This is a genomic window from Nonlabens spongiae, from assembly GCF_002117125.1.
Taxonomy (GTDB): domain Bacteria; phylum Bacteroidota; class Bacteroidia; order Flavobacteriales; family Flavobacteriaceae; genus Nonlabens; species Nonlabens spongiae.
This window is the reverse complement of the sequence record NZ_CP019344.1, coordinates 1,018,404-1,039,245: the sequence shown is the minus strand read 5'-3', so window position 1 is coordinate 1,039,245 and position 20,842 is coordinate 1,018,404. Positions and strand designations below refer to the sequence as shown.

Sequence of the window (20,842 nt, the reverse complement as noted above, 5' to 3'; positions counted from 1 at the left end):
GTTTTTAGTCTCTAAAATCGTTGGTACTTAATTTTAAAACCGTCTAAAGACTTATCAAGTTCAAAATTTCTAGCTTTTTTGTCAAATTTGATAATAATTTTTTCATCAGTTAACCACTCAACCTCTATGTCTATTACTCCTTCAAATTGAGCTACTAGATTGTCGGAAAAAGCTTGAAAAAGTATCTCTTCATTTTCTATAATTTCATCGCTTTCTAAAATATGGATTTCTGTTGTAAAATCCGTTGTGGTTCCGCAATTCATCTGGCTTAGGACTATTTTATGCAAATGGTTAGGAGAGTGAAATTCCTGAATCGCAGTTTGACTGCATAAATTAGAACCAAAGTTAAATGCGACAAAAATGACAGGTATTAAAATTGCTAAAGACAAGGCACTTAAGAATACGATAACAGATTTAGAATTCTCCTTCATGCAAATCTCGGATTCAGCTTATTCTTGAAAAATCAAAATGCGCTACGCGCAAAGCTCAAAGCGATAAGCATTATTTCAACACCTCAATCTCAAACATCTTCTCCCAGCGCTTACCCGTCACAAAAAGACGATCGTTTTTCTTATCGTAAGCGATACCGTTAAGTACGTTGTCATTGCTACTATAGTTGGGAATTTCTTCTTTTAAGGTACGCAAGTCAATCGCAGCTTCAATACCTCCAGTTTTGGGATCAATGATGAAGATCACATTTTGCTGATAGACATTTGCGTAAATCTTACCATCTATAAATTCAAGCTCGTTTATTTTTTTGTAGACTTCTTTATTAGAAACCACTTGAATGTACCCCTCTTCTTTAAAGGTCTCGGGATCTATGATCCATATTTTATCAGAACCGTCGCTTTTGTAGAGTTTCTCCCCATCATTAGTCAGTCCCCAGCCTTCTTTACTCTCGTTATAAGCAAATTCGCCTACTTTATTCAGGCCAAGGTCATAGATGTAACCGATCTCGCTTTGCCAGGTAAGCTGATAAATCTTGTCATTCATGATCGTCATGCCCTCAGCAAACTGACTGCTGGGTAGGTCTATTTTCTTGATCGTTTCTCCCGTTTCCACATTTGTGATGCGTAGGTCACTTTCGTTAAACTGACCGGTACTCTCATATAAAGAGTCACCATAAAACTCCAAGCCTTGAGTATAACTTGCTACATCATGAGGATACGTATTCTTAACACGGTATTTATAGATTTTCGGCTTTTGCGGATTCAATCTTTTTACCGCAGCACGCGCTACTGCCTCACGACCGTCCTTATAAATATGAGCAGAGTAGGTGAGGTAGCCCAGTGGATCGTTTTCTGTTAGCTTTCGCGAAAGCGTCATACCATCAGCCCCCTCGATTCTACGTGCATTTTGCTTCCATATCACGCTATCCACATCCATATTTTCTTCCTCACTGACACTAAGTTTGATCTCGTCACCCGTTTTCCAACTGGATTTAGAGTTTTCTACGGTCACAGAAAAATTTTTTGTAAACAGCTCTTCTTCAGTTCTGCAGGCCGTTAAAATCAAGACGGGAACCAGCAGTAGGACGGCTTTTTTCAAATGCATTGTTCTTAATTAACAGGGCGAAAGATAGGTAGAAAAATTACGCCTTAAAAGCTTTGCGTAGCTTAAACAAGAGCCTATATTTGCACCGGGCAAGTCCTACACAACCAGCTCCTGCTGAACTCCCCCAGGGCGGGAACGCAGCAAGGGTAAGCGGTCGTAGCGGTGTGATGTAGGTAGCTTGCCTTTTTTTGTGCGCTTTCGCGAAAGCTAACTACTTAAAAATCAGCGATCCATGAAAAAAGTCGTGCTTATTACAGGAGCATCTTCAGGCATAGGAAAAGCCATCGCGCTCCATCTCTCAGAAAAAAACTACACCGTCTACGGTACCAGCCGAAATCCCAAACCCGAATCATGTTTGCCATTTCAAATGGTTGCACTGGACGTTCAGGATCAGGATTCCATCAATAAGGCGGTAGGTTACATCATAGAGAGAGAAAATCAGATCGATGTCCTGATTAATAACGCAGGTGTAGGCATCACCGGTCCCATGGAAGAAACACCGCTGAGCGAAGTGGAAAACGCGATGAATACCAATTTTTACGGACCACTCAGGGTTTTACAGGCCGTACTGCCTCACATGCGCAAACGCAAATCAGGAAGAGTGGTTAATATTACCAGCATCGCTGGATATATGGGATTACCCTATCGCGGGATCTACAGCGCCAGCAAAGGCGCTCTTGAAATTGCCACCGAAGCCTACCGCATGGAATGTGCTCACCTTAATATTCATTTCAGCAATGTGGCTCCTGGCGATTTTGCGACTAATATTGCCGCTGGACGATTTCACGCTCCCGTTAATGAAAATGGAGATTACGCTAAAGGTTACGCCCACACCTTAAAACTTATCGACGAGCACGTGGACGACGGCAATGACCCAAAAGAAGTTGCCGAGAAAATCGCTGAAATTTTAAAAGAAAAAAATCCAGGTATTCATTATAAGGTGGGATCTTTCCTACAGAAATTCAGCATCGTTTTAAAGAAAATACTTCCAGAAAAGCGCTATGAGAAGATGTTGAAAAAGCATTATGGGTTGTAGAGAACTATCTTGATCATTATTCCTACTTAGATCTCGAATTGTACTTAAATGTCAAGATACTCTCGATTCTTGTCGATGGATTGATCGAGTCTTGAGCGGTGAAAATAATATCAAAACCATGGTAATGTTCCGTTACCGGAGTCTGTTCTCTAAGGATCTTAGCAATTTTGTCAGCTTTGATACGGTAGAGGGAATCTGTTGCAGGTATGACTTCTGCATTTTCTATAGTACAAGTAACGCCTTCTTTGTCAGTAAACCTACCGCCTCTGATAGAATAGCCAAAGTTTAAATTGTCAAAGGAAACCACCTGATTGATTTCACGTTCTATATAGTCAACTAAGCTCTGATCATTGAAGAAATACTTTGAGTCATCATTGGTATTTCCGTTTCTTTCACAGCTTGAGAAAAGTAGAAGGATAAGAGCTGTAAAATAACTGGTTCTGAAGTTCTTCATCTAATAAAGATTATAGATCAAATTTTTTTCCTTAATAAAATCTGGAGAAACTTCCGTTTGCTTTTCAAAGGTTATCTGTACGCCTTGGAAATCTGAAAGATTTTTAACTTCTGCATCGATAAGAATTTCAAGCTTATCCAAAACTCCTTGAACCTGCAAAGAATCATCATAATCGATTTCAGGTTTTCTTAGGATGAAATTTGGTTTGTAAGCAAATGAGTCGACTTTGTGACCGATTCCCAAATAAGATATACCTAAATCTTCAAACGCTACTATCTCTTTTGCTTTCTTCTCAAAGGCAGTCTTATTGACAAACTCGACCTTGGGTGTCTTAGATTTTGGTGTAAAATCCTGACAACCCAAGATCGAGATCATAGGTATTATAAGTAAAGAAATATATAGTCTTGACATGATGTGGTTGATTGATGATTTAGTTTAAGCAAAACTCTTACTCACGTGCTCGGCTTTGCGGCTTTCTGAGTAGTCGTAAAAACCTTCACCAGATTTTACACCGCGCTTGCCAGCCATTACCATATTGACTAATAGTGGGCACGGAGCATATTTTGGGTTTTTGAAACCGTCGTACATCACTTCGAGAATACTCAAGCAAACGTCTAGCCCTATAAAGTCAGCAAGTTGCAGAGGTCCCATGGGATGCGCCATACCTAATTTCATTACCGTGTCGATTTCTTGTACTCCCGCAACACCATTGTACAGCGTTTCAATCGCTTCATTGATCATAGGCATCAAAATACGATTAGCCACAAAACCAGGATAGTCGTTCACCTCAGTAGGTGTTTTACCAAGAGTTTTAGACAATTCCATGATCGTGTTAGTCACTTCATCGCTGGTGGAATAACCTCTAATTATTTCGACCAGTTTCATGATGGGTACAGGATTCATAAAGTGCATCCCGATTACCTTCTCAGGTCTTGTGGTTTGTGCAGCTATCTGAGTAATGGAAATGGATGAGGTGTTAGTCGCTAGAATACAATCTTGAGGAGCCAGTGCATCCATCTGACCGAAAATCTTTATTTTTAGATCTACATTTTCAGTTGCTGCTTCTACCACAAGTTCAGCGTTTTTTACACCTTCTTCAAGTTCTGTAAAAGTGGTGATGTTATCTAAAGTAGATTTTTTGTCGGCTTCCGTGATTTTCTCACGGGCGATCATGCGATCTAAATTTTTTGCTATGGTAGAAAGCCCCTTATCAAGTGCGGGTTGTGAAATATCTACCAGTGATACGTTGAATCCTGATTGTGCAAAAGTATGCGCAATACCATTACCCATGGTTCCTGCGCCTATTACGGTTACGTTTTTCATTAAATTTATATGGATTTTACGCTTTGAAAAGCGATTAAAGTTCTTTAAAGTTTTTGATAATCTGTAGGGCAACATCGAGTGCTGCTGTACCATCTTCTAGACTTACCACAGGCTCGGTGTCGTTTTCGATCGCATCGGCAAAGGTTTCTAGCTCATCTAAAATGGCGTTGTTTTCTTCAATCTTAGGATTGTCAAAATAGATCTGTTTCTCTACGCCTTCAGCATTTTTAAGAATCATGTCAAAATCACCACGATCTTCTGGTGCATCTTTCATGCGTACCACTTCTACGGCCTTGGTTAGAAAATCAACTGATATGTAGGCATCTCGCTGGAAGAAGCGCGCCTTACGCATTTTTTTCAGACTTATGCGACTCGCGGTCAAGTTTGCCACACAGCCGTTTTCAAATTCAATACGAGCGTTAGCAATGTCTGGCGTGTTTGAGATTACGGCGACTCCGCTGGAACTCACATGTTTTACCTTACTGTCCACGACACTTAGAATCGCATCGATATCGTGGATCATGAGATCCAGTACCACGCTTACGTCCGTTCCACGCGGGTTGAACTCTGCCAGGCGGTGCGTTTCTATGAACATGGGCTGATCTATGCGGGAACTTACGGCTTTAAAAGCTGGATTGAATCGCTCGACTTGTCCTACTTGTCCTTTGAGATTCCGCTTTCGCGAAAGCGAGATCAATTCCTGCGCCTCCTCTACAGTTACCGTGATGGGTTTTTCAATAAATAGGTGCTTGCCGGCATCTAGAACTTTTACGCCACTCTCATGGTGGTAGGAAGTAGGGGTGACCACATCGATCATGTCGCAGGCTGCGATAAGCTTATCTACATCGCTGAAATAGGTATAGCCGTACTCCTTTTCAATTTGTTTTGCATGTTGAGGATCTGCATCATAAAATCCCACAAGCTCATAACGCTCGCTCTCGTTCAACAATCTCAGGTGGATCCTGCCCAGATGACCCGCACCCAGCACTCCCGCTTTCAGCATAATCTACAATTTTCGTAAAAATAGCAAATAGATCATATGCGTCATAGGCGAGCATGGTGGTAATTTGTTAAGAAAAAGCATGCGAGAATGCGTTTTTATCAAGAAGTCAGGCAATATTTTTGACCTCATGGAGGATAATTTCATTCATAAAGGTAAACGCCGGCTTCTCAAGGAACTCATGAGAGAAAAGGGAATAACTGATGAGGCAGTGCTGGAGGCGATTAATAAAGTCCCGAGACATTTGTTTCTAGACAGCTCTTTTATGGAGCATGCTTACATGAATAAAGCATTTCCCATAGGCGCTGATCAAACCATCTCGCATCCTTACACCGTTGCTTTTCAGAGCGAATTACTCCATTTGAATCCTGGTGATAAAATACTGGAAATAGGTACTGGAAGTGGTTATCAATGTGCCGTCTTGCTTGAAATGAAAGCCAAAGTCTACACCGTTGAACGACAAAACGAGCTGTTTAAAAAGACCTCAAAGTTATTTCGTAAAATGGGATACCGACCCACGCGATTTAATTTCGGTGACGGCTATTTAGGGATGCCGGAGCATGCACCGTTTGACGGAATTATAGTCACTTGTGGCGCGGCAGAGTTACCTCAAGCTCTTTTAGGACAGCTCAAGATAGGTGGAAGACTTGTGATTCCCATAGGTGAAGATCCGCAAATTATGACGCTGTTCATCCGTAGATCTGAAACTGAATTCAGTAAAAAAACTTTTGGTGAGTTCAGGTTTGTACCGTTTTTAGACGGGAAAAATTGAAATCAAACCACGGTATTTCTGTTATTTTTTACCTAAAGCAGTGAACAGCACTTCAGTTACCAACTGTCCTGCACCTTCCCGTAATCCCCATTATTACTAAAACGATTGCGGTTCAAGGCTGATTTATAAATGGATCTTATGGAAAACATTAGTTTAATAAATTTAAAGTTATAGGTTGAGAATCGTTTCTTTGTGGAAATACAAAAAACTACATGAGAAAAGTAACGATCGCAAAAGGAGATGGAATAGGTCCAGAAATTATGGATGCCACTCTTAAGATTCTTAACGCCGCTAAAGTTCCACTTGAGTATGAAGAAGTTGAAATAGGAGAGAAGGTCTATCTTTCTGGAAACACGACTGGAATATCATCAGAAGCTTGGGATACTATCAGGCGTAACAAAATTTTCCTCAAAGCTCCTATTACTACCCCTAGAGGTAAAGGTTACAAAAGCTTGAACGTTACCCTTAGAAAGACTTTAGGCCTTTTTGCAAACGTGAGACCTTGTAACAGCTTTCACCCATACATCGCTACAAAACATCCAGATATGGATGTAGTGATCGTGCGTGAAAATGAAGAAGACCTTTACGCTGGGATTGAACATAGGCAAACTCAAGAAGTTTTTCAATGTTTGAAGTTGATCACGAGACCTGGATCTGAAAAAATTATCAGATACGCATTTGAATATGCCCGCGCCTACAATCGCAAAAAAGTGACTTGTATGGTTAAGGACAACATCATGAAATTGACTGATGGTCTTTTCCATAAAGTTTTTGATGAGATCGCGGCTGAGTACCCAGATATCGAGTCAAACAACTGGATCATTGATATAGGAACGGCTAAATTAGCTAACGATCCAGAAGAGTTTGACGTAGTGGTAACGCCTAACCTATATGGAGATATTGTATCTGATATCACCGCTGAGATTTCTGGTTCTGTTGGTCTCGCAGGTTCAGCAAATATAGGGATGGAATGTTCGATGTTTGAAGCCATTCATGGCTCTGCTCCTGATATTGCTGGTAAGAAAATAGCCAATCCTTCAGGGATCTTAAGAGGTGCATTGATGATGTTGAATCATTTAGGAATGCACCATGAGGCTGCCACCATCAAAAATGCATGGAGCTGTGTCATAGAAGAAGGAATTCATACCGCTGACATTTATGATGAGAAAACAAGCAAGCGCAAAGTCAATACTATGGAATTTGCCGATGCAGTTATCGAACGATTGGGTAAAACACCCACTCACTTTGTAACTGAGGACAGCGCAAAGCACGATGTGATTCAAATCAAAAAGTACGAGCGACCTGCACCAGCTAAAAAAGAACTTAGAGGAGTGGATGCGTTTGTAGATTGCGCCGACAAAACTGCCGACGAGCTAGGAGGCTTACTTGAGACTTGCAATGGTGATATCGCACTTCAAATGATCACAAACAGAGGAGTGAAAGTTTATCCTAATGGATTTGATGAAACTTTCTGGACAGATCACTGGAGATGCCGTTTTGAAGCAAAAGATGGAACTTCTGTAACTAATCAATCTATCATAGACTTGTTGACTCGTTTGCATGATGCAGGAGTAGATGTTATAAAAACAGAAAACCTTTACACCTTTGACGGCGAGCGAGGATACTCGCTAGGTCAGGGACAATAAGGCTTCTTTGCTGTAATATTGAAAGGCTGCCATTTGGCAGCCTTTTTTTTGTTAGTCAACTCGAGTAAAAATATCTTCAAAATACTTTTCCCAAACGCCATTCTTCTTTTGCTCTCCGTACTCTCTGAAACGACCATCACGCATTATTTCAAAGATGAACCGCTTTTCAGGCGTGGGTGTTACCACTAGCTTCCCGTTTTCAAATTTTGCCGGGTAACTGGCCGAGCCCTTTTTATAAAAGGGGTTATATTTGTAAATGTCCTCCTCTGCATTGTAGTAGATAATGGTATGCAACCTTAAAGATTCAGAATAGAGATCAATCTCTAAGATATTGCCATCAAGACCCATTGCTATTTTCTCAAACGCTGGCTCACTTCTGGTAATTTTTGAATCCTTGAAACCTGTAGAAGTTCCTATCCAGTGTCCTACAAATGGAGCCAAGTCTTTAATCTTATCAGTGTCTTGAGCTAACAAAACGCCGCTCGTTAGCACAAATAATAAAATGATAAACCTAACCTTCATGGTTATATTTTTTGATATTCAATGAACTAGCTCATAAGAATTATGAGTGACTGTTACGGGATCTTCGTCTATTACGGGACCTATTATTCCGATTAGAATTCGACTTCTGACTATTCCTATTGTTTTTAGGGCGTGGTCTTTTATTCTGTTTTTTATGGCTAGGCTCAGCAGCATCTTCCATTTTAAACTCAAATTCATGATCCTCAACAACTGGAATAGAGGTTTTGATCAATTTTTCAATGTCTTTGAGATAAGGTCGTTCCTCCAGCATACAAAAGCTGACGGCCAGACCACTAGCTCCTGCGCGACCCGTACGCCCTATGCGGTGTACATAACTCTCAGGAACATTGGGCAAATCATAATTCACCACGTAGCTCAACTCATCTATGTCAATACCACGAGCAGCAATATCCGTAGCTATGAGTGCTTTGAGTTTACCTTCCTTAAAGGCGCCTAAAGCACGCTGTCTGGCAGCTTGAGATTTGTTACCATGAATCGCCGCACTTTTGATACCAGCTTTATCCAGCTGTTTAACAATTTTGTTAGCACCGTGTTTGGTTCTTGAAAAAACAAGAGTTGCCTGGTCCAGCTCGTTGTTCAACAAGGAGATCAGTAAGTCGGTTTTATTTTTTTTGTTGACGTGGTAGATGCGTTGTTCTACTTTTTCAGCTGTAGTTTTTTCTGGTGCGATCGTGACACGCTCTGGATTACCCAAAATCTGATTCGACAATTCTACGATCGCTTTAGGCATCGTTGCACTAAAAAACAAGGATTGACGCTTAGCAGGCAGCAATTTCAACAGCTTCTTGATATCGTGTATAAAGCCCATGTCCAGCATTTGATCTGCTTCGTCCAGCACAAAATGCTCGATGTTTGAGAGCGAGATGTATTTCTGATTGATCAGATCCAGCAATCTACCCGGCGTTGCCACGAGAACATCCACACCTTGATGCAATGCATACACTTGACTGGTTTGCTTCACACCACCAAAAATTACCGTGTTTTTGATTTTGGTATATTTAGAATATGCGGTGAAGTTTTCGCCTATTTGAATGGCCAGCTCTCGAGTAGGAGTTACCACCAGCGTTTTAATGGCTCTTTTACCCTTGGAATGTGGTTTTTGATATAAATCTTGCACGATCGGGATAGAAAATGCCGCGGTTTTTCCAGTACCGGTCTGAGCGCAGCCCAGTAAATCCTTTCCTCTTAGTAATATAGGTATTGCTTGTTCTTGAATGGGGGTGGGTTGTTCGTAACCTTGATCTTCCAAGGCACGTAAGATGGGCTCAACTAGCCCTAATTGTTTAAATGTCATGTAATTTAATAAGGTGCAAAGGTAAGGTTTATATGCTGTGGTTAGACAGGACGTCTATATATGGATGGTGATTGAATTATCCCGCTTTCGCGAAAGCGGAAACCTTCAAAATCCCTTTCTAAATCTGAAGTAACTTAAGGACTTTATCTAGGCTATCTTTCCACGCAAACGTTGTATTTTTGAACACGAACAAACCTATTTGAATGGATTTAAACTTCAATAAAAACGAAGATCATAATAAATTACAGCTGTCTGAGTTGCGCAAGAAAATTGCAAAAGTTGCTGAAGGCGGTGGTAAAAAACGTATCGAAAAACATCATGCTAAGGGAAAGATGACCGCTCGAGAGCGAATAGATTATTTGCTGGATAAGGATTCTGAATCCATTGAAATAGGGGCGTTTGCCGGTCTGGGAATGTATGAGGAGCACGGTGGCTGTCCCAGTGGTGGAGTAGTGGTTAAAATAGGTTACGTTCAAGGTCAGCAGGTGATCGTAGTCGCAAATGACGCGACGGTAAAAGCTGGGGCCTGGTTTCCCATTACGGGAAAGAAAAACCTTAGAGCTCAAGAGATCTCTATTGAAAATAAGCTGCCTATAATTTATCTAGTAGATAGTGCCGGCGTTTACCTGCCTATGCAAGATGAAATTTTCCCAGACAAGGAGCATTTCGGTCGCATTTTTAGGAATAATGCGGTCATGAGTAGTATGGGAATCACGCAGATCAGTGCCGTGATGGGTAGTTGTGTAGCAGGAGGTGCCTATTTACCCATTATGAGCGATGAGGCGCTTATCGTCAATAAAACGGGAAGTATTTTTCTTGCAGGTAGTTATCTGGTTAAAGCTGCGATAGGAGAGAGTATCGATAACGAGACGCTGGGCGGTGCGACCACGCATTGCGAAATCAGCGGCGTTACAGACTATAAAGCCGAGGATGATAAGGACGCCTTGGATACAATCAAGAATATCTTTGATAAAATAGGCGCTGCAGAAAGTGCAGGGTTCAACAGGAAAGACGCTCAAAAGCCGGCAAAAGATCCCGAAGAACTCTTTGGAGTACTTCCCAGAGAAAGAAACGCACAGTATGACATGATGGAAATCATAGATCGGCTGGTTGATGTCGATTCTTTTGAAGCCTATAAAGATGGCTATGGGCAAACCATTGTGACCGGTTATGCGCGTATCGATGGTTGGGCAGTAGGCATTGTGGCAAACCAACGCAAGATTGTTAAAACAAAGAAAGGCGAAATGCAATTTGGCGGTGTGATCTACAGCGATAGTGCAGACAAGGCGACTCGTTTTATTGCCAATTGCAATCAGAAAAAGATACCCTTAGTCTTTCTTCAAGATGTTACTGGATTTATGGTAGGTAGTAAATCTGAACATGGCGGAATCATTAAAGACGGCGCCAAAATGGTCAACGCCGTTTCCAATAGTGTGGTACCCAAATTTACTGTGGTCGTAGGTAATAGTTACGGAGCAGGTAATTATGCAATGTGTGGTAAGGCTTACGATCCACGTCTTATTGTTGCCTGGCCCAGTGCAGAACTCGCGGTGATGTCTGGCAACAGTGCGGCAAAAGTTCTTATGCAAATTGAAAAGGCTTCGCTGGAGAAGAATGGTGAAAAACTAACTAAAGAGGAAGAGGAAGAATTATTTACAAAAACAAAGGACCGCTACGACGAGCAGGTTTCACCTTACTACGCCGCTAGCCGTCTTTGGACTGATGCGATCATTGATCCTCGTGATACCCGCAAATGGATTTCCATGGGTATTGAGGCTGCAGATCATGCGCCCATAGAGAAAAAGTTCAATATGGGAGTTCTGCAAGTTTGACTTTAAATCTCGATATTAGATTTGAACACCTTACCGTGTGATCTCATGACTACTTCATAAATACCCTTTACCTTGTGCGGTAGAATTATGTATCATCTCACCGTTGAATTACAACTTTATACTTAAACTAGAATTATGTATTGTATACAGACTCACATACAGTTTATTGTTGATCAAATGAGCTGTAGGCTTTTAAACGATGATTTTTCAGATAGATTTACAGCAATACCGTTTTGAATGGTAAATGTTTGAGTCTCTAGCTTTTCAGTTTTTTCCAATACGATTATGTAATTTCCATCAGGGAGGAGACTCATATCGTAATTTTTGCGGAACAATCCATTTTCCGTTACCGATTCAGAATATACGAGCTCATAGCTTTGTGTGTACATACTGAGTATTTCACCAGCGTGTACATTTTCAAATTCAATAGTAGTGATACCTGACGAAGGTAATCCTGAATTTGCAACGCTGAAAGATGTGCTAAGAGTTGCGATTAGAATGATAACGTAATTTAAAACTTGCTTTTTCATAATCATGTTTTTTAAAATATTACAATACAAACATAATCTGGTTTACATGTGTTGAAAACAAGCAAATTGATCAATTTATATGCTAAATTGATTGTATAATACCTTACTCTAACGTTTTCGTGTTAATTTGGTTGAAAATTAGCTTTTTTACTATCTTTGAAATCACATAAATCATGTTATGAAAGAGCCAGTATATGAGAAAATTCATCCTGAAATAGGTAGCTCGATTTATGTTGAACACAAAAGAGAGGAACGAGGAACGATGAAGCCTTTTTGGCATTATCATCCAGAGGTCGAATTAGTTTATGTAGATGACGGTAGTGGTAAACGTCATGTGGGGAATCACATGTCCTATTATCATAATAGTCAGCTGCTATTAATAGGATCCATGCTTCCTCATATAGGCTTTACTGACCGTCCCAATCATGGATCTGAACTCTTGGTTCAATTTCATCCCGAGTTTTTAGGTAACGAAATCGCAAAAGTACCAGAGCTGAACGGCATTCAAATGTTGTTTGAACGAGCCAAAAATGGTCTCATCTTTCACAAGGAGACTAAAAATACTTTGGGTGCTCGCATCCATAAGCTGGCTACCGTAGCTGGATTTTACAGGCTGAATTTATTACTAGAGATTCTTTATGAGTTGAGCATAACAACTGACTATACGGTATTGAATGCCTCTCGCTTCACCTTTCAATCTGATGTCCAAGACAATTCGCGTATTGAAAATACGTATAAATATATCAACAGGAACTTCAAAAAACCTATTGCTTTAGAATCTATAGCCGAAGAAGTTAATATGACAGTACCCGCATTTTGCCGTTATTTTAAAAAAGTTTCAGGTAAAACATTCACGCAAATGGTTAATGAATATCGTGTAGTACATGCAACTAAATTACTTTCTGAGAGTAATTCCAGTATCGCAGATGTATCTTTTGAATCAGGTTTTAACAACTTCTCTCATTTCAACAAGGTATTCAAACAAATAACTGGAAAAACGGCTAGTGCCTACCGAAAAGAATTAAAGCTTGAAATGGCGATGAGCGAGAGAAACTGATCCAATTCTCTAGAGATACAAAAAAACCATTTTGATAATATAGCTTACCACAACTGTCCCTAAAGTAAAAAAGGTTAAGAATAATTTGATTTTTTCTGAGTGTTTGATAGTAAAGAAAAAATCTACAACCAAAAAAGTAAATAAGGTTGCAATAGGCAATAGGCCAGGGTACATTAAAAAAGAATCTACGAGTTCACCTTTAAGCAAAAAAGAAATGGACCGCTGGATACCACATCCAGGACAGTCCATTCCAGTTATTTTTTTGCTGACGCAAGGAAGCATCCAGCTTTCATTCATAAGCTTATGTCAACTTAGTTTGAAATACTAACTTTAGTAGTTTTCTCTAGGTCATCCTTAGTTGTAACCTTCGCGATATAAATTCCAGTAGAAAAAGTATCTGTACCCAAAGTGTAACTTGCTTCTGTAGCTAAATCATCCAAACGGATTACCATTCTACCTGCAAGGTCATATAAAGTAATATCTTTAACATCTAGCATGTCTGGATTAAGCACAGTAAGTTTTTGTATGTTATTATTTTGAAATATTTCAACACCAGAGAAATCATAATCTGGATTGCTAAGGGTAGCGTCAGTAAATGTTATTTCAAAACGATCAGTATAGTGACCCGGTTGAACTAAAATGAATTGATTTCTATTCTTGATATCATGGTAAATTCCAGATAGGCCATCGTAAAGATATATTTCTGCTGGATCAAAGTTCTGTCTCAATTCCTCAGGAACTTCAAATTCTACCAGCCTAGCTTGATCATTATCGTGTTGAACCTCAAGACCAATTGGAATACGCATGTTAACATCAAAGTTTTGTGTTGAAAGAATGTATTCTCCACCTTCTATGTCAACATAAGCATCATTTTCTAGTCTATTATTGACAGGAACTTCCCATGCATGATCATAGTCCTGAGAAGTACTAGGGTGGAAAACCATTTTGAGTGGTCTCACATATTCTCCACGATGCACCACGTTTAAAGTCATGCTAACCGTACCACTAGAGCTAGAGTTGCTCGAGGTCGCTCCAGGGTTTCTTTTAAAAATTGATGTACTACCATTTTCTTTTCTCCATTGTCTCATTTCATTGGTAAAAGAAATTATAGAACCTAGAATATTACTTCCATTATCAGTACCTATCACGACACCGTCTGTAATAAATGGAGTAGGCGTGGCTTCAAAAGAGTTTTCAGTCGCCGGTACGGCAGTATTTGTTCTACAAACAAAAAAGCCTTGACCTACTGCGGCATATCTTCTAGCACCATCAGTAGATCCACCACCAGTTTGAGCCGTTGATGTTAATATATTACCATCATTATCAGTTCTCCTAAAAATAGGCTCAATGTAGGTACCTTCGGTTGCGTAGCCGTCATTGCTGCCCACCTCAAAACCTTGCGGAGAATAAACACCGTATCCACCTAGATAATCAATAAGATAATGTGAAGTCTCTTCTACCGATTCCCAATATCTTATTTCAGGATTAATTAATACATCGTTTCCACCGCCATCTTGGTGCTCAGCATTTACCTCAAGAAACCTTTTGAGATCTATGGCACTTGGGTATGGATTACCTATCAAAGTTGCATTATCATTACCTACACCCATCGTAATGGTACCGTTATTTGCACGACCTCTAAAATCATATCGCTGTCCCACGGTCCCATTAAAAGTTCTTCTGTTAGGAGTGTTTCCAGTATTTCTAGTCCTAGTACCTTTCATAGTAAATCCGTAACCTGGCTCAAGCACGGTTGAGTCATCTTGAAACGGGATCCAGCCAGCATATCCAGTATCTGCATTACCACTACTGTCAAAATTCCAAAGCCAATAACCAGCGATTCTGAGCGGTATCGATGCAGTTCCATCATCCGTTATTCCATTATAATTAGGAGCATTGAGAAAAACGGGATCACCAGCGTTTCTAGAAAATTCATCAACTACTCCTCCAGTTATAGGATATTTGATTACTGTTCTTGAGAAACCTACATTACCATCGAGACCCGTATCAGCGTTACTTACCGGTGATGACCAGTAGTTGTAAGTAAATTGATTTGTGGTTCCCTCTTGGTAAACTGAAAGTAAGCCTGAGCCTTCATTGTCGACATCATCTTTTTGAAGGAGCTGCGATTCACCTCTTAGGTAAAGAAAACTACCGTTGCGTAATCTCACTTTCTCACGTACAAAAATATCTGATCCCTTGCTGAAGATATAGCTATTGTTTTCCGCATAAAGTTGAGCAGCCGCTATTTGCGAACATAAAACTGCGGTAATCAAAAGAATAAAGTTCTTCATAGTGTTTTTTCTCTTAAAAAACAAAAATAAAAAATATTAATCTTTTTCCTCTTATATTATCTTCTAATTTTGCCTTAAACAAAAGACTTTCGATTAACTACATTGAAATCTCATGAAAAACCCTCAGTTCCTAAATACTATCTTGATTATCATAGGATCTTCCATGCTTGCATACCACTTGATTTCAGGTGATGAAAATGTGATAATTCAGGTAGGTGGAATTATTTTGTTAATGTTAGGGGCTTACCGTGCTTCAGTGTACTGGAGTCAGCATAAAGATGATCACCTCGATGATCAAGATTGACCAGCTCAAACCAGGTGATCTGGTTTGTGTGATCGATGAAGATCTATGTGGGAATTTCGCTTTCGCGAAAGCGAAACAGATAACCTTCATTTGCGAGCATGGATTTGAACATACCAGACCGGCGAGTCAGCTTATTTTGTCAGGCGATTTTGAATTTGAAACACCTATACAAGATCAATCCACTGAACCGGCAAGCAGTCCAAAAGGCCTGACCAATATTGATGAGATGGTTGTAGATTTACATTTGCACGAAGTGGTTTCCCATACTTCAAACATGACTAATCATGAAAAGGTAGTCGCGCAACTTGATCGAGCCAAATCTGCCCTCGAAGAAGCTGAGTCAAAACGAATTAAAAAAGTAATCCTCATACACGGAGTAGGAAAGGGAAAACTTAAAAAAGAATTGCATCATTTCCTAAATGGTAAGACTAGTATCAATTACCACGATGCTGATTATAAGCGTTTTGGTTACGGAGCAACTGAGGTGGTTTTTTATAAGTTCAGTTAAATTGAATGGTCAACAGGTTTTCTTGAGCGTAGGTGCCAAAGTCAAAAGATTCAAATATGAACTCTTCACTACCATTTGATAATACGAGATCAATTATCGTAATTGTAATTTCGTAACGACGCACAAATGTGTGTGGAATTCTGGCATCATCTTCTATACGCGGCGAGGCGGCCTCGCTTACAGCCTCGTTGAGATAATTAGGGACTCCATCTTGAAGGTCGTTTGCTGGGTTTATATCTCCATCAAGTGTTTCTTGCCGTGTTTTAACAAGATCGTCATCATCGTCTTCGTCTAAATAATTCAATTTGTTGTCGCCATCGGTATCAGTTACCTCGACAAAGTCGGTTTGATCTTCGTTCAAATCGGGAACTTCATCAGCGGTAGGAACATTGTCACCATCATCGTCCAGATCAAGATAGTTGGGTACACCATCCCCATCAGTATCTCCATTTATCTCTAGTTCAAAAGGAACACCATCTCTATCATCTTCAATTATGGTGGTAGTAAAATTAATTGTTCCAGCAGTAGCGGTAAAAACTTCTTCAACTCTCGGCTCAACTGGAGGTACTAATTGGCGAAAATACTCATCTTCCGGCGCGACATTAAATCTGCGGTATTCAAGAATATTTGTTCCTCTAAGTTCGATCGCTCCTGATCCATCATCAGTGAGGAAATCATCATTTATGTCAAATGATAGGATCAGGGCTTCTCGTGTATCTGTTTTATTCTTGAAAAATATTACCCTCCCTGAGTTTTCAGGATCCAGTGGCTCACGTATGTTAATCGCCGTATTTTCAAAATCAAATTCTTCCGTGATAATATCGCCGTCATCACAGGCAACTAGTAGGCTGGCTAAAAGTAAAAAACAAATCTTTCTCATACTTCAAAAATACTGTTTTATCGCTTGCAATCCTTTTACTAAATAATTCTAAAAATTTTACCTTTGCTCTCATGAGACAAGTATATCTAGATAGTGCCGCAACCACCCAAATGCGACCGGAAGTCATCGATCACATGACCCAAGTCATGAAAGAGCAATATGGTAACCCCAGTTCCACGCACAGCTACGGCCGCAGTGCAAAATCTATCATCGAGAATGCTCGTAAAAATATTGCTAAACACCTTAATGTCACAGCTGCGGAAATCATTTTTACTTCAGGAGGAACTGAGGCAGATAATCTAGCCATTCATAGTTGTGTGAGAGATCTAGGTGTTACGCGCATCATCAGTTCTTCTATTGAACACCACGCTGTTCTTTACATTATTGATCATTGCAAGGAAAAATATGGAGTAGAAGTGGATCACGTCAGACTCAAAGAATGTGGGAGTGTTGACATGAGACATCTGGAAGAATTACTTGAGAGTGGAAGCGGTAAAACGCTGGTTTCTCTTATGCATATCAACAATGAGATAGGCAACAAGCTAGATGTAAAGACTGTGGGCGAGCTTTGTAAAAAGTACGACGCTCTATTTCATTCAGATTGCGTACAGTCCATAGGCCATTATGAGATGGAACTTTCTAAGCTTCCTATAGATTTTACGGCCGTGAGTGCCCATAAATTTCATGGTCCCAAAGGTGTGGGGTTTGCATTTATACGTAAAGGAACCGGCCTTAAACCTTTGATTTTGGGAGGTTCTCAAGAACGCGGTATCCGCGCTGGAACTGAAAGCGTACACAATATCGCAGGCATGGATCTTGCGCTGAACATGGCTTATGAGAATCTAGATCAGGACCGTGCCTATGTTTTAGATTTGAAAGATTATTTCAAAACAGAATTGTCCGAAAAAATTCCAGGTGTAAAATTCAATGGCAGCTGTGGGGATCATGTGAAAAGTACCTACACATTGCTCAACGTGTGTCTTCCCTGTCCAGCCGACAAAGCTGCGATGTTATTGTTTACCATGGATTTAAAAGGTATTGCTTGTTCTAAAGGGAGCGCCTGCCAGAGCGGTTCTCAAAAAGGTTCGCACGTGCTGACGAGCATTCTTCCTGATGAGGATCTCAACAAGCCCAGTCTGAGATTCAGTTTTTCGATCTTCAATACTAAGGAAGAGTTAGACTACGTGGTAAATGTACTTAAGGAATATATAGATAGCTTGAATCCCGTTACTGTGTAAGGTGCTCTCGCTTTCGCGAAAGCGGGACAATTCAAAATATCATCTATACTTGAAGCTCTTCCCAAGGTAATAGAATCTCGCTCCTACATCCTTGCGATCAATCTCAAATTGAACACCCGTGGTGTCAATCTTACGGGAACGGCCAGTTGTGAACCACTGGCAACATCTCTTACCCAAAGATTACTGATGTTGTTTTCATAATTGAAGATATTGAAAATCTGTGCACCCAGAGATAATTCTCTGAATTTGCCCAACCAGCTGCCCTCGGGAGGTCTAATTTTATCATCGACAAAGACATATTGAATCCCTAGATCTGCCCTGAAGTAATCCTTGAGACGGAATTGAAAATCATAAGGATCTGCATAACTGGGGGAGCCGCCCGGCAAGCCTGTCTGATAAACCATATTCAGATAAGCCTTCAAGTTCGGCAGGCGCGGAACATAGTCTTGAAACAAGAAAGCCACCTTCAGACGCTGGTCTGTAGGTCTGGAGATGTAACCGCGATCATTGATGTTTTCTTCGGTTTTTAAATACCCTAAACTGATCCAGCTTTCAGTTCCTTGAATGAACTCACCGTTCAATCTTACATCAGCTCCATAGGCATAAGCTCGGGAAACATTATCTGCTCGGTAGCGTATGCGTACATTTTCTACCGTGTAGGTGTTGACATCATCCAGGTCCTTATAATAGACTTCTGTTGTTAGTTTGAAGGGACGTTTCTCGCCCTCTTTGCTCGTCCAGTTGAAGCTCCAGTCGTTTCCTGCGACGATGTGGATGGATTTCTGAGCCTTGACATCAGGAACGACTTCCCCTTGAAAGTTTCTCAATTCACGATAAAATGGAGGCTGGTAATACAATCCTCCAGAAAGTCTGAAGAGCATATCAGTATTTTGCCAGTCGGGTTTGATGGCAGCCTGAGATCTTCCTGAGACTACAGTTTGAGTTGTGTCCTCAAAATCATTTCCAGCCACGGTCCAGGTATGACTACGAGCTCCTACATTCCAGAAAATCTCGTGATCGCCTAGATAACCTCGACTGCTATATTGTAGAAAAGCTTGATAACGAGTCGTGTTGACATCATTGTTTGCTCTTACATTTAGAAATGGTTCTAGCGGTGCCTCAAATGAAAAATAAGGTTCGCGATTTGTAAACTCAGAAAGAGGAGGGCGCACGCTAAATCCGGCACTGTCAATGACAGTATATTCCCTGACTCGATCTCTAATGTCTTCTTTGGTAAATTTTACACCCCATTCCAGTAAATCTTTGTCTTTCTTTTCACTATCGATCTTTACTGTTCCTCTATGCTGTAGATTTACGATCAATGCATCCAGATCATTGCGCCCATGATCCAGTTCAGAGCCAATAGCGGTTGTAAAATCTACTTCTCCCAGATTATCACCACCTATATCTGTATTAGGCCGACCGATGCGATAGCGTGCCAAAATATCAAAGTGCTCCTGTTCCTGCGTATGGTAGATACTGGAAATAAATCGCAAATTGAGGTCATCATTTACATCATAACTGGCTTTTAAAGCACCGAAATAGGTTTCGTACTGATCGTCTTCACGACCATCATAATTGATGATAAGAGCCTGGGCATCTTGAACGGTTCCAAAATTAGTCTGAGAGTTAAGCGGCTGGAACTCGTAACTATTAATAGCTATGTTTCCCAAAAAGCCTAATTCAAACCTTGAATTGAATTGATATGTCAAATAGGTCTGCGCGTCAAAGAATCGAGGTACGGCAATAGCCTCAGTTTCCCTAGAACTTACAAATAGACTATTGTCGCGATAACGCAATCCCAGAATTCCTGTAAAGTCATCTTTTTTACCTTCGACATAGCTATTTACGCCTAAAAAACTAGCATCAACTCCTGCTCCGAAAGATTTAGGACGTCTGTATTTAATATCCAGCACTGAGCTCAATTTATCCCCATACTGGGCCTGAAAACCTCCCGCACTGAAATCTACACTGCGTACCAGATCGCTATTTAAAATACTCAATCCTTCTTGCTGACCACTTCTTACAAGAAAAGGTCGGTAAACTTCGATCTCATTGATGTAGACGAGGTTTTCATCAAAGTTTCCGCCACGTACGTTATACTGAGTACTCAATTCATTATTGTTGCTTACTCCAGGAAGTGATTTAATTAAATTTTCAACTCCAGCCTGGACGCCAGGTATGCGAGAGAGAAGTTTTGGTTCAATAGTGGTGACTCCTTCAAATTCTTGCTCAGAAACTCGAGTAATGATCACTGTCTCTATTTCGGTCACTTTTAGCTCCAAGATGGGATTGAATTCAAAAGGAGCTCCTGCTTCTACGATAATATTCTTGAGGATATACGTATTGTGAGTTAAAGAATAAAACTTGATATCAACTTCGGTATCAGCTGGAATTAAGAGTCGGTAGAAGCCAGTTGAGTCTGTTGATGTACCTTTTTCTGATCCGACGAGTGAAACATTTATGTTCTCAATAGGTTCTTGATTTGCATCGAGTATAATTCCTTGTATGACTGCGTTTTGAGCAAGAAGACCTGAGCTAAAAATTAGCAGAAGAATAGTATGAAGCTGTTTCAAA

21 protein-coding genes and 1 other RNA gene are annotated in these 20,842 nt (G+C 40.4%); 9 read left to right on the top strand and 13 right to left on the bottom strand.

Annotated features, from left to right (window positions below; all coding sequences use genetic code 11):
* Window positions 1-11 precede the first annotated feature (11 nt).
* Together BST97_RS04710 and BST97_RS04705 are read right to left on the bottom strand one after the other, a co-directional pair.
* Window positions 12-431, bottom strand: coding sequence for a hypothetical protein (locus tag BST97_RS04710; RefSeq protein ID WP_085766148.1), 420 nt, complete (start codon window positions 429-431; stop codon window positions 12-14).
* Between the two features lie 70 nt (window positions 432-501).
* A complete protein-coding gene (locus BST97_RS04705) occupies window positions 502-1,554 on the bottom strand; it encodes a glutaminyl-peptide cyclotransferase (protein WP_085766147.1) in 1,053 nt (350 codons plus the stop codon).
* Window positions 1,555-1,641: 87 nt separating this feature from the next.
* On the opposite strand from BST97_RS04705, the gene ffs reads away from it, so the two are divergent.
* Both ffs and BST97_RS04695 read left to right on the top strand, forming a co-directional pair.
* Window positions 1,642-1,741, top strand: an RNA gene (gene ffs, locus BST97_RS04700) — signal recognition particle sRNA small type.
* 45 nt (window positions 1,742-1,786) lie between these two features.
* Complete coding sequence (locus tag BST97_RS04695; RefSeq protein WP_085766146.1) at window positions 1,787-2,590, top strand: SDR family oxidoreductase; 804 nt, start codon at window positions 1,787-1,789, stop codon at window positions 2,588-2,590.
* Window positions 2,591-2,612: 22 nt separating this feature from the next.
* Here the strand turns inward: BST97_RS04695 and BST97_RS04690 are convergent, their stop codons facing one another.
* Genes BST97_RS04690 through BST97_RS04675 form a run of 4 tightly spaced genes read right to left on the bottom strand, consistent with a single transcriptional unit; the run spans window position 2,613 to window position 5,370 of the window.
* Window positions 2,613-3,044, bottom strand: a complete 432-nt coding sequence (locus BST97_RS04690; protein ID WP_085766145.1) for a hypothetical protein — start codon at window positions 3,042-3,044, stop codon at window positions 2,613-2,615.
* The gene (locus BST97_RS04685; protein WP_157111448.1) at window positions 3,045-3,455 is read right to left on the bottom strand and encodes a hypothetical protein; all 411 of its coding nucleotides are present in this window, start codon (window positions 3,453-3,455) and stop codon (window positions 3,045-3,047) included.
* A gap of 24 nt (window positions 3,456-3,479) precedes the next feature.
* A complete protein-coding gene (locus BST97_RS04680; RefSeq protein ID WP_085766143.1) occupies window positions 3,480-4,367 on the bottom strand; it encodes a 3-hydroxyacyl-CoA dehydrogenase family protein in 888 nt (295 codons plus the stop codon).
* Window positions 4,368-4,401: 34 nt separating this feature from the next.
* The gene (locus BST97_RS04675; protein WP_085766142.1) at window positions 4,402-5,370 is read right to left on the bottom strand and encodes a Gfo/Idh/MocA family protein; all 969 of its coding nucleotides are present in this window, start codon (window positions 5,368-5,370) and stop codon (window positions 4,402-4,404) included.
* A gap of 127 nt (window positions 5,371-5,497) precedes the next feature.
* Here BST97_RS04675 and BST97_RS04670 point away from each other — a divergent pair, with 127 nt between their 5' ends.
* Entirely contained in the window at window positions 5,498-6,139 is a 642-nt protein-coding gene (locus tag BST97_RS04670; RefSeq protein ID WP_085768161.1) for a protein-L-isoaspartate(D-aspartate) O-methyltransferase, read from the top strand.
* A 212-nt stretch (window positions 6,140-6,351) separates the two neighbouring features.
* The gene (locus BST97_RS04665; protein WP_085766141.1) at window positions 6,352-7,785 is read left to right on the top strand and encodes an NADP-dependent isocitrate dehydrogenase; all 1,434 of its coding nucleotides are present in this window, start codon (window positions 6,352-6,354) and stop codon (window positions 7,783-7,785) included.
* 51 nt (window positions 7,786-7,836) lie between these two features.
* Here the strand turns inward: BST97_RS04665 and BST97_RS04660 are convergent, their stop codons facing one another.
* Together BST97_RS04660 and BST97_RS04655 are read right to left on the bottom strand one after the other, a co-directional pair.
* Window positions 7,837-8,307 carry a hypothetical protein gene (locus tag BST97_RS04660; RefSeq protein WP_085766140.1) on the bottom strand — a complete coding sequence of 157 codons (471 nt, stop codon included), beginning with the start codon at window positions 8,305-8,307 and terminating at the stop codon, window positions 7,837-7,839.
* Window positions 8,308-8,347: 40 nt separating this feature from the next.
* Window positions 8,348-9,622, bottom strand: a complete 1,275-nt coding sequence (locus BST97_RS04655; RefSeq protein ID WP_085766139.1) for a DEAD/DEAH box helicase — start codon at window positions 9,620-9,622, stop codon at window positions 8,348-8,350.
* 203 nt (window positions 9,623-9,825) lie between these two features.
* On the opposite strand from BST97_RS04655, the gene BST97_RS04650 reads away from it, so the two are divergent.
* A complete protein-coding gene (locus BST97_RS04650; protein ID WP_085766138.1) occupies window positions 9,826-11,454 on the top strand; it encodes an acyl-CoA carboxylase subunit beta in 1,629 nt (542 codons plus the stop codon).
* A 173-nt stretch (window positions 11,455-11,627) separates the two neighbouring features.
* Here the strand turns inward: BST97_RS04650 and BST97_RS04645 are convergent, their stop codons facing one another.
* On the bottom strand, window positions 11,628-11,984 hold the full coding sequence (locus tag BST97_RS04645; protein ID WP_157111446.1) for a hypothetical protein: 357 nt from the start codon (window positions 11,982-11,984) through the stop codon (window positions 11,628-11,630).
* A 178-nt stretch (window positions 11,985-12,162) separates the two neighbouring features.
* On the opposite strand from BST97_RS04645, the gene BST97_RS04640 reads away from it, so the two are divergent.
* Window positions 12,163-13,041: a helix-turn-helix domain-containing protein gene (locus tag BST97_RS04640; RefSeq protein ID WP_085766136.1), complete on the top strand. Its 879-nt coding sequence runs from the start codon at window positions 12,163-12,165 to the stop codon at window positions 13,039-13,041.
* Window positions 13,042-13,050: 9 nt separating this feature from the next.
* Here the strand turns inward: BST97_RS04640 and BST97_RS04635 are convergent, their stop codons facing one another.
* Window positions 13,051-13,323 (bottom strand): DUF2752 domain-containing protein, encoded by a 273-nt coding sequence (locus tag BST97_RS04635; protein ID WP_262497070.1) that lies wholly within the window; start codon window positions 13,321-13,323, stop codon window positions 13,051-13,053.
* Window positions 13,324-13,352: 29 nt separating this feature from the next.
* Entirely contained in the window at window positions 13,353-15,335 is a 1,983-nt protein-coding gene (locus BST97_RS04630; protein ID WP_085766134.1) for a T9SS type A sorting domain-containing protein, read from the bottom strand.
* Window positions 15,336-15,447: 112 nt separating this feature from the next.
* Between BST97_RS04630 and BST97_RS04625 the strand changes: the two genes are divergently transcribed.
* On the top strand, window positions 15,448-15,639 hold the full coding sequence (locus BST97_RS04625) for a hypothetical protein (RefSeq protein ID WP_085766133.1): 192 nt from the start codon (window positions 15,448-15,450) through the stop codon (window positions 15,637-15,639).
* Complete coding sequence (locus BST97_RS04620; RefSeq protein WP_169711527.1) at window positions 15,626-16,147, top strand: Smr/MutS family protein; 522 nt, start codon at window positions 15,626-15,628, stop codon at window positions 16,145-16,147. The genes BST97_RS04625 and BST97_RS04620 overlap by 14 nt, the downstream gene beginning before the upstream one ends.
* Here BST97_RS04620 and BST97_RS04615 read toward each other — a convergent pair.
* Complete coding sequence (locus BST97_RS04615) at window positions 16,140-17,027, bottom strand: hypothetical protein (protein WP_085766131.1); 888 nt, start codon at window positions 17,025-17,027, stop codon at window positions 16,140-16,142. The two genes, BST97_RS04620 and BST97_RS04615, sit on opposite strands and share 8 nt — an antisense overlap.
* Before the next feature lie 71 nt (window positions 17,028-17,098).
* Here BST97_RS04615 and BST97_RS04610 point away from each other — a divergent pair, with 71 nt between their 5' ends.
* Complete coding sequence (locus BST97_RS04610) at window positions 17,099-18,265, top strand: cysteine desulfurase family protein (protein ID WP_085766130.1); 1,167 nt, start codon at window positions 17,099-17,101, stop codon at window positions 18,263-18,265.
* An 83-nt stretch (window positions 18,266-18,348) separates the two neighbouring features.
* On the opposite strand, the gene BST97_RS04605 is transcribed toward BST97_RS04610, so the two are convergent.
* Window positions 18,349-20,841 (bottom strand): TonB-dependent receptor, encoded by a 2,493-nt coding sequence (locus BST97_RS04605; RefSeq protein WP_085766129.1) that lies wholly within the window; start codon window positions 20,839-20,841, stop codon window positions 18,349-18,351.
* Between the last annotated feature and the right edge of the window lies 1 nt (window position 20,842).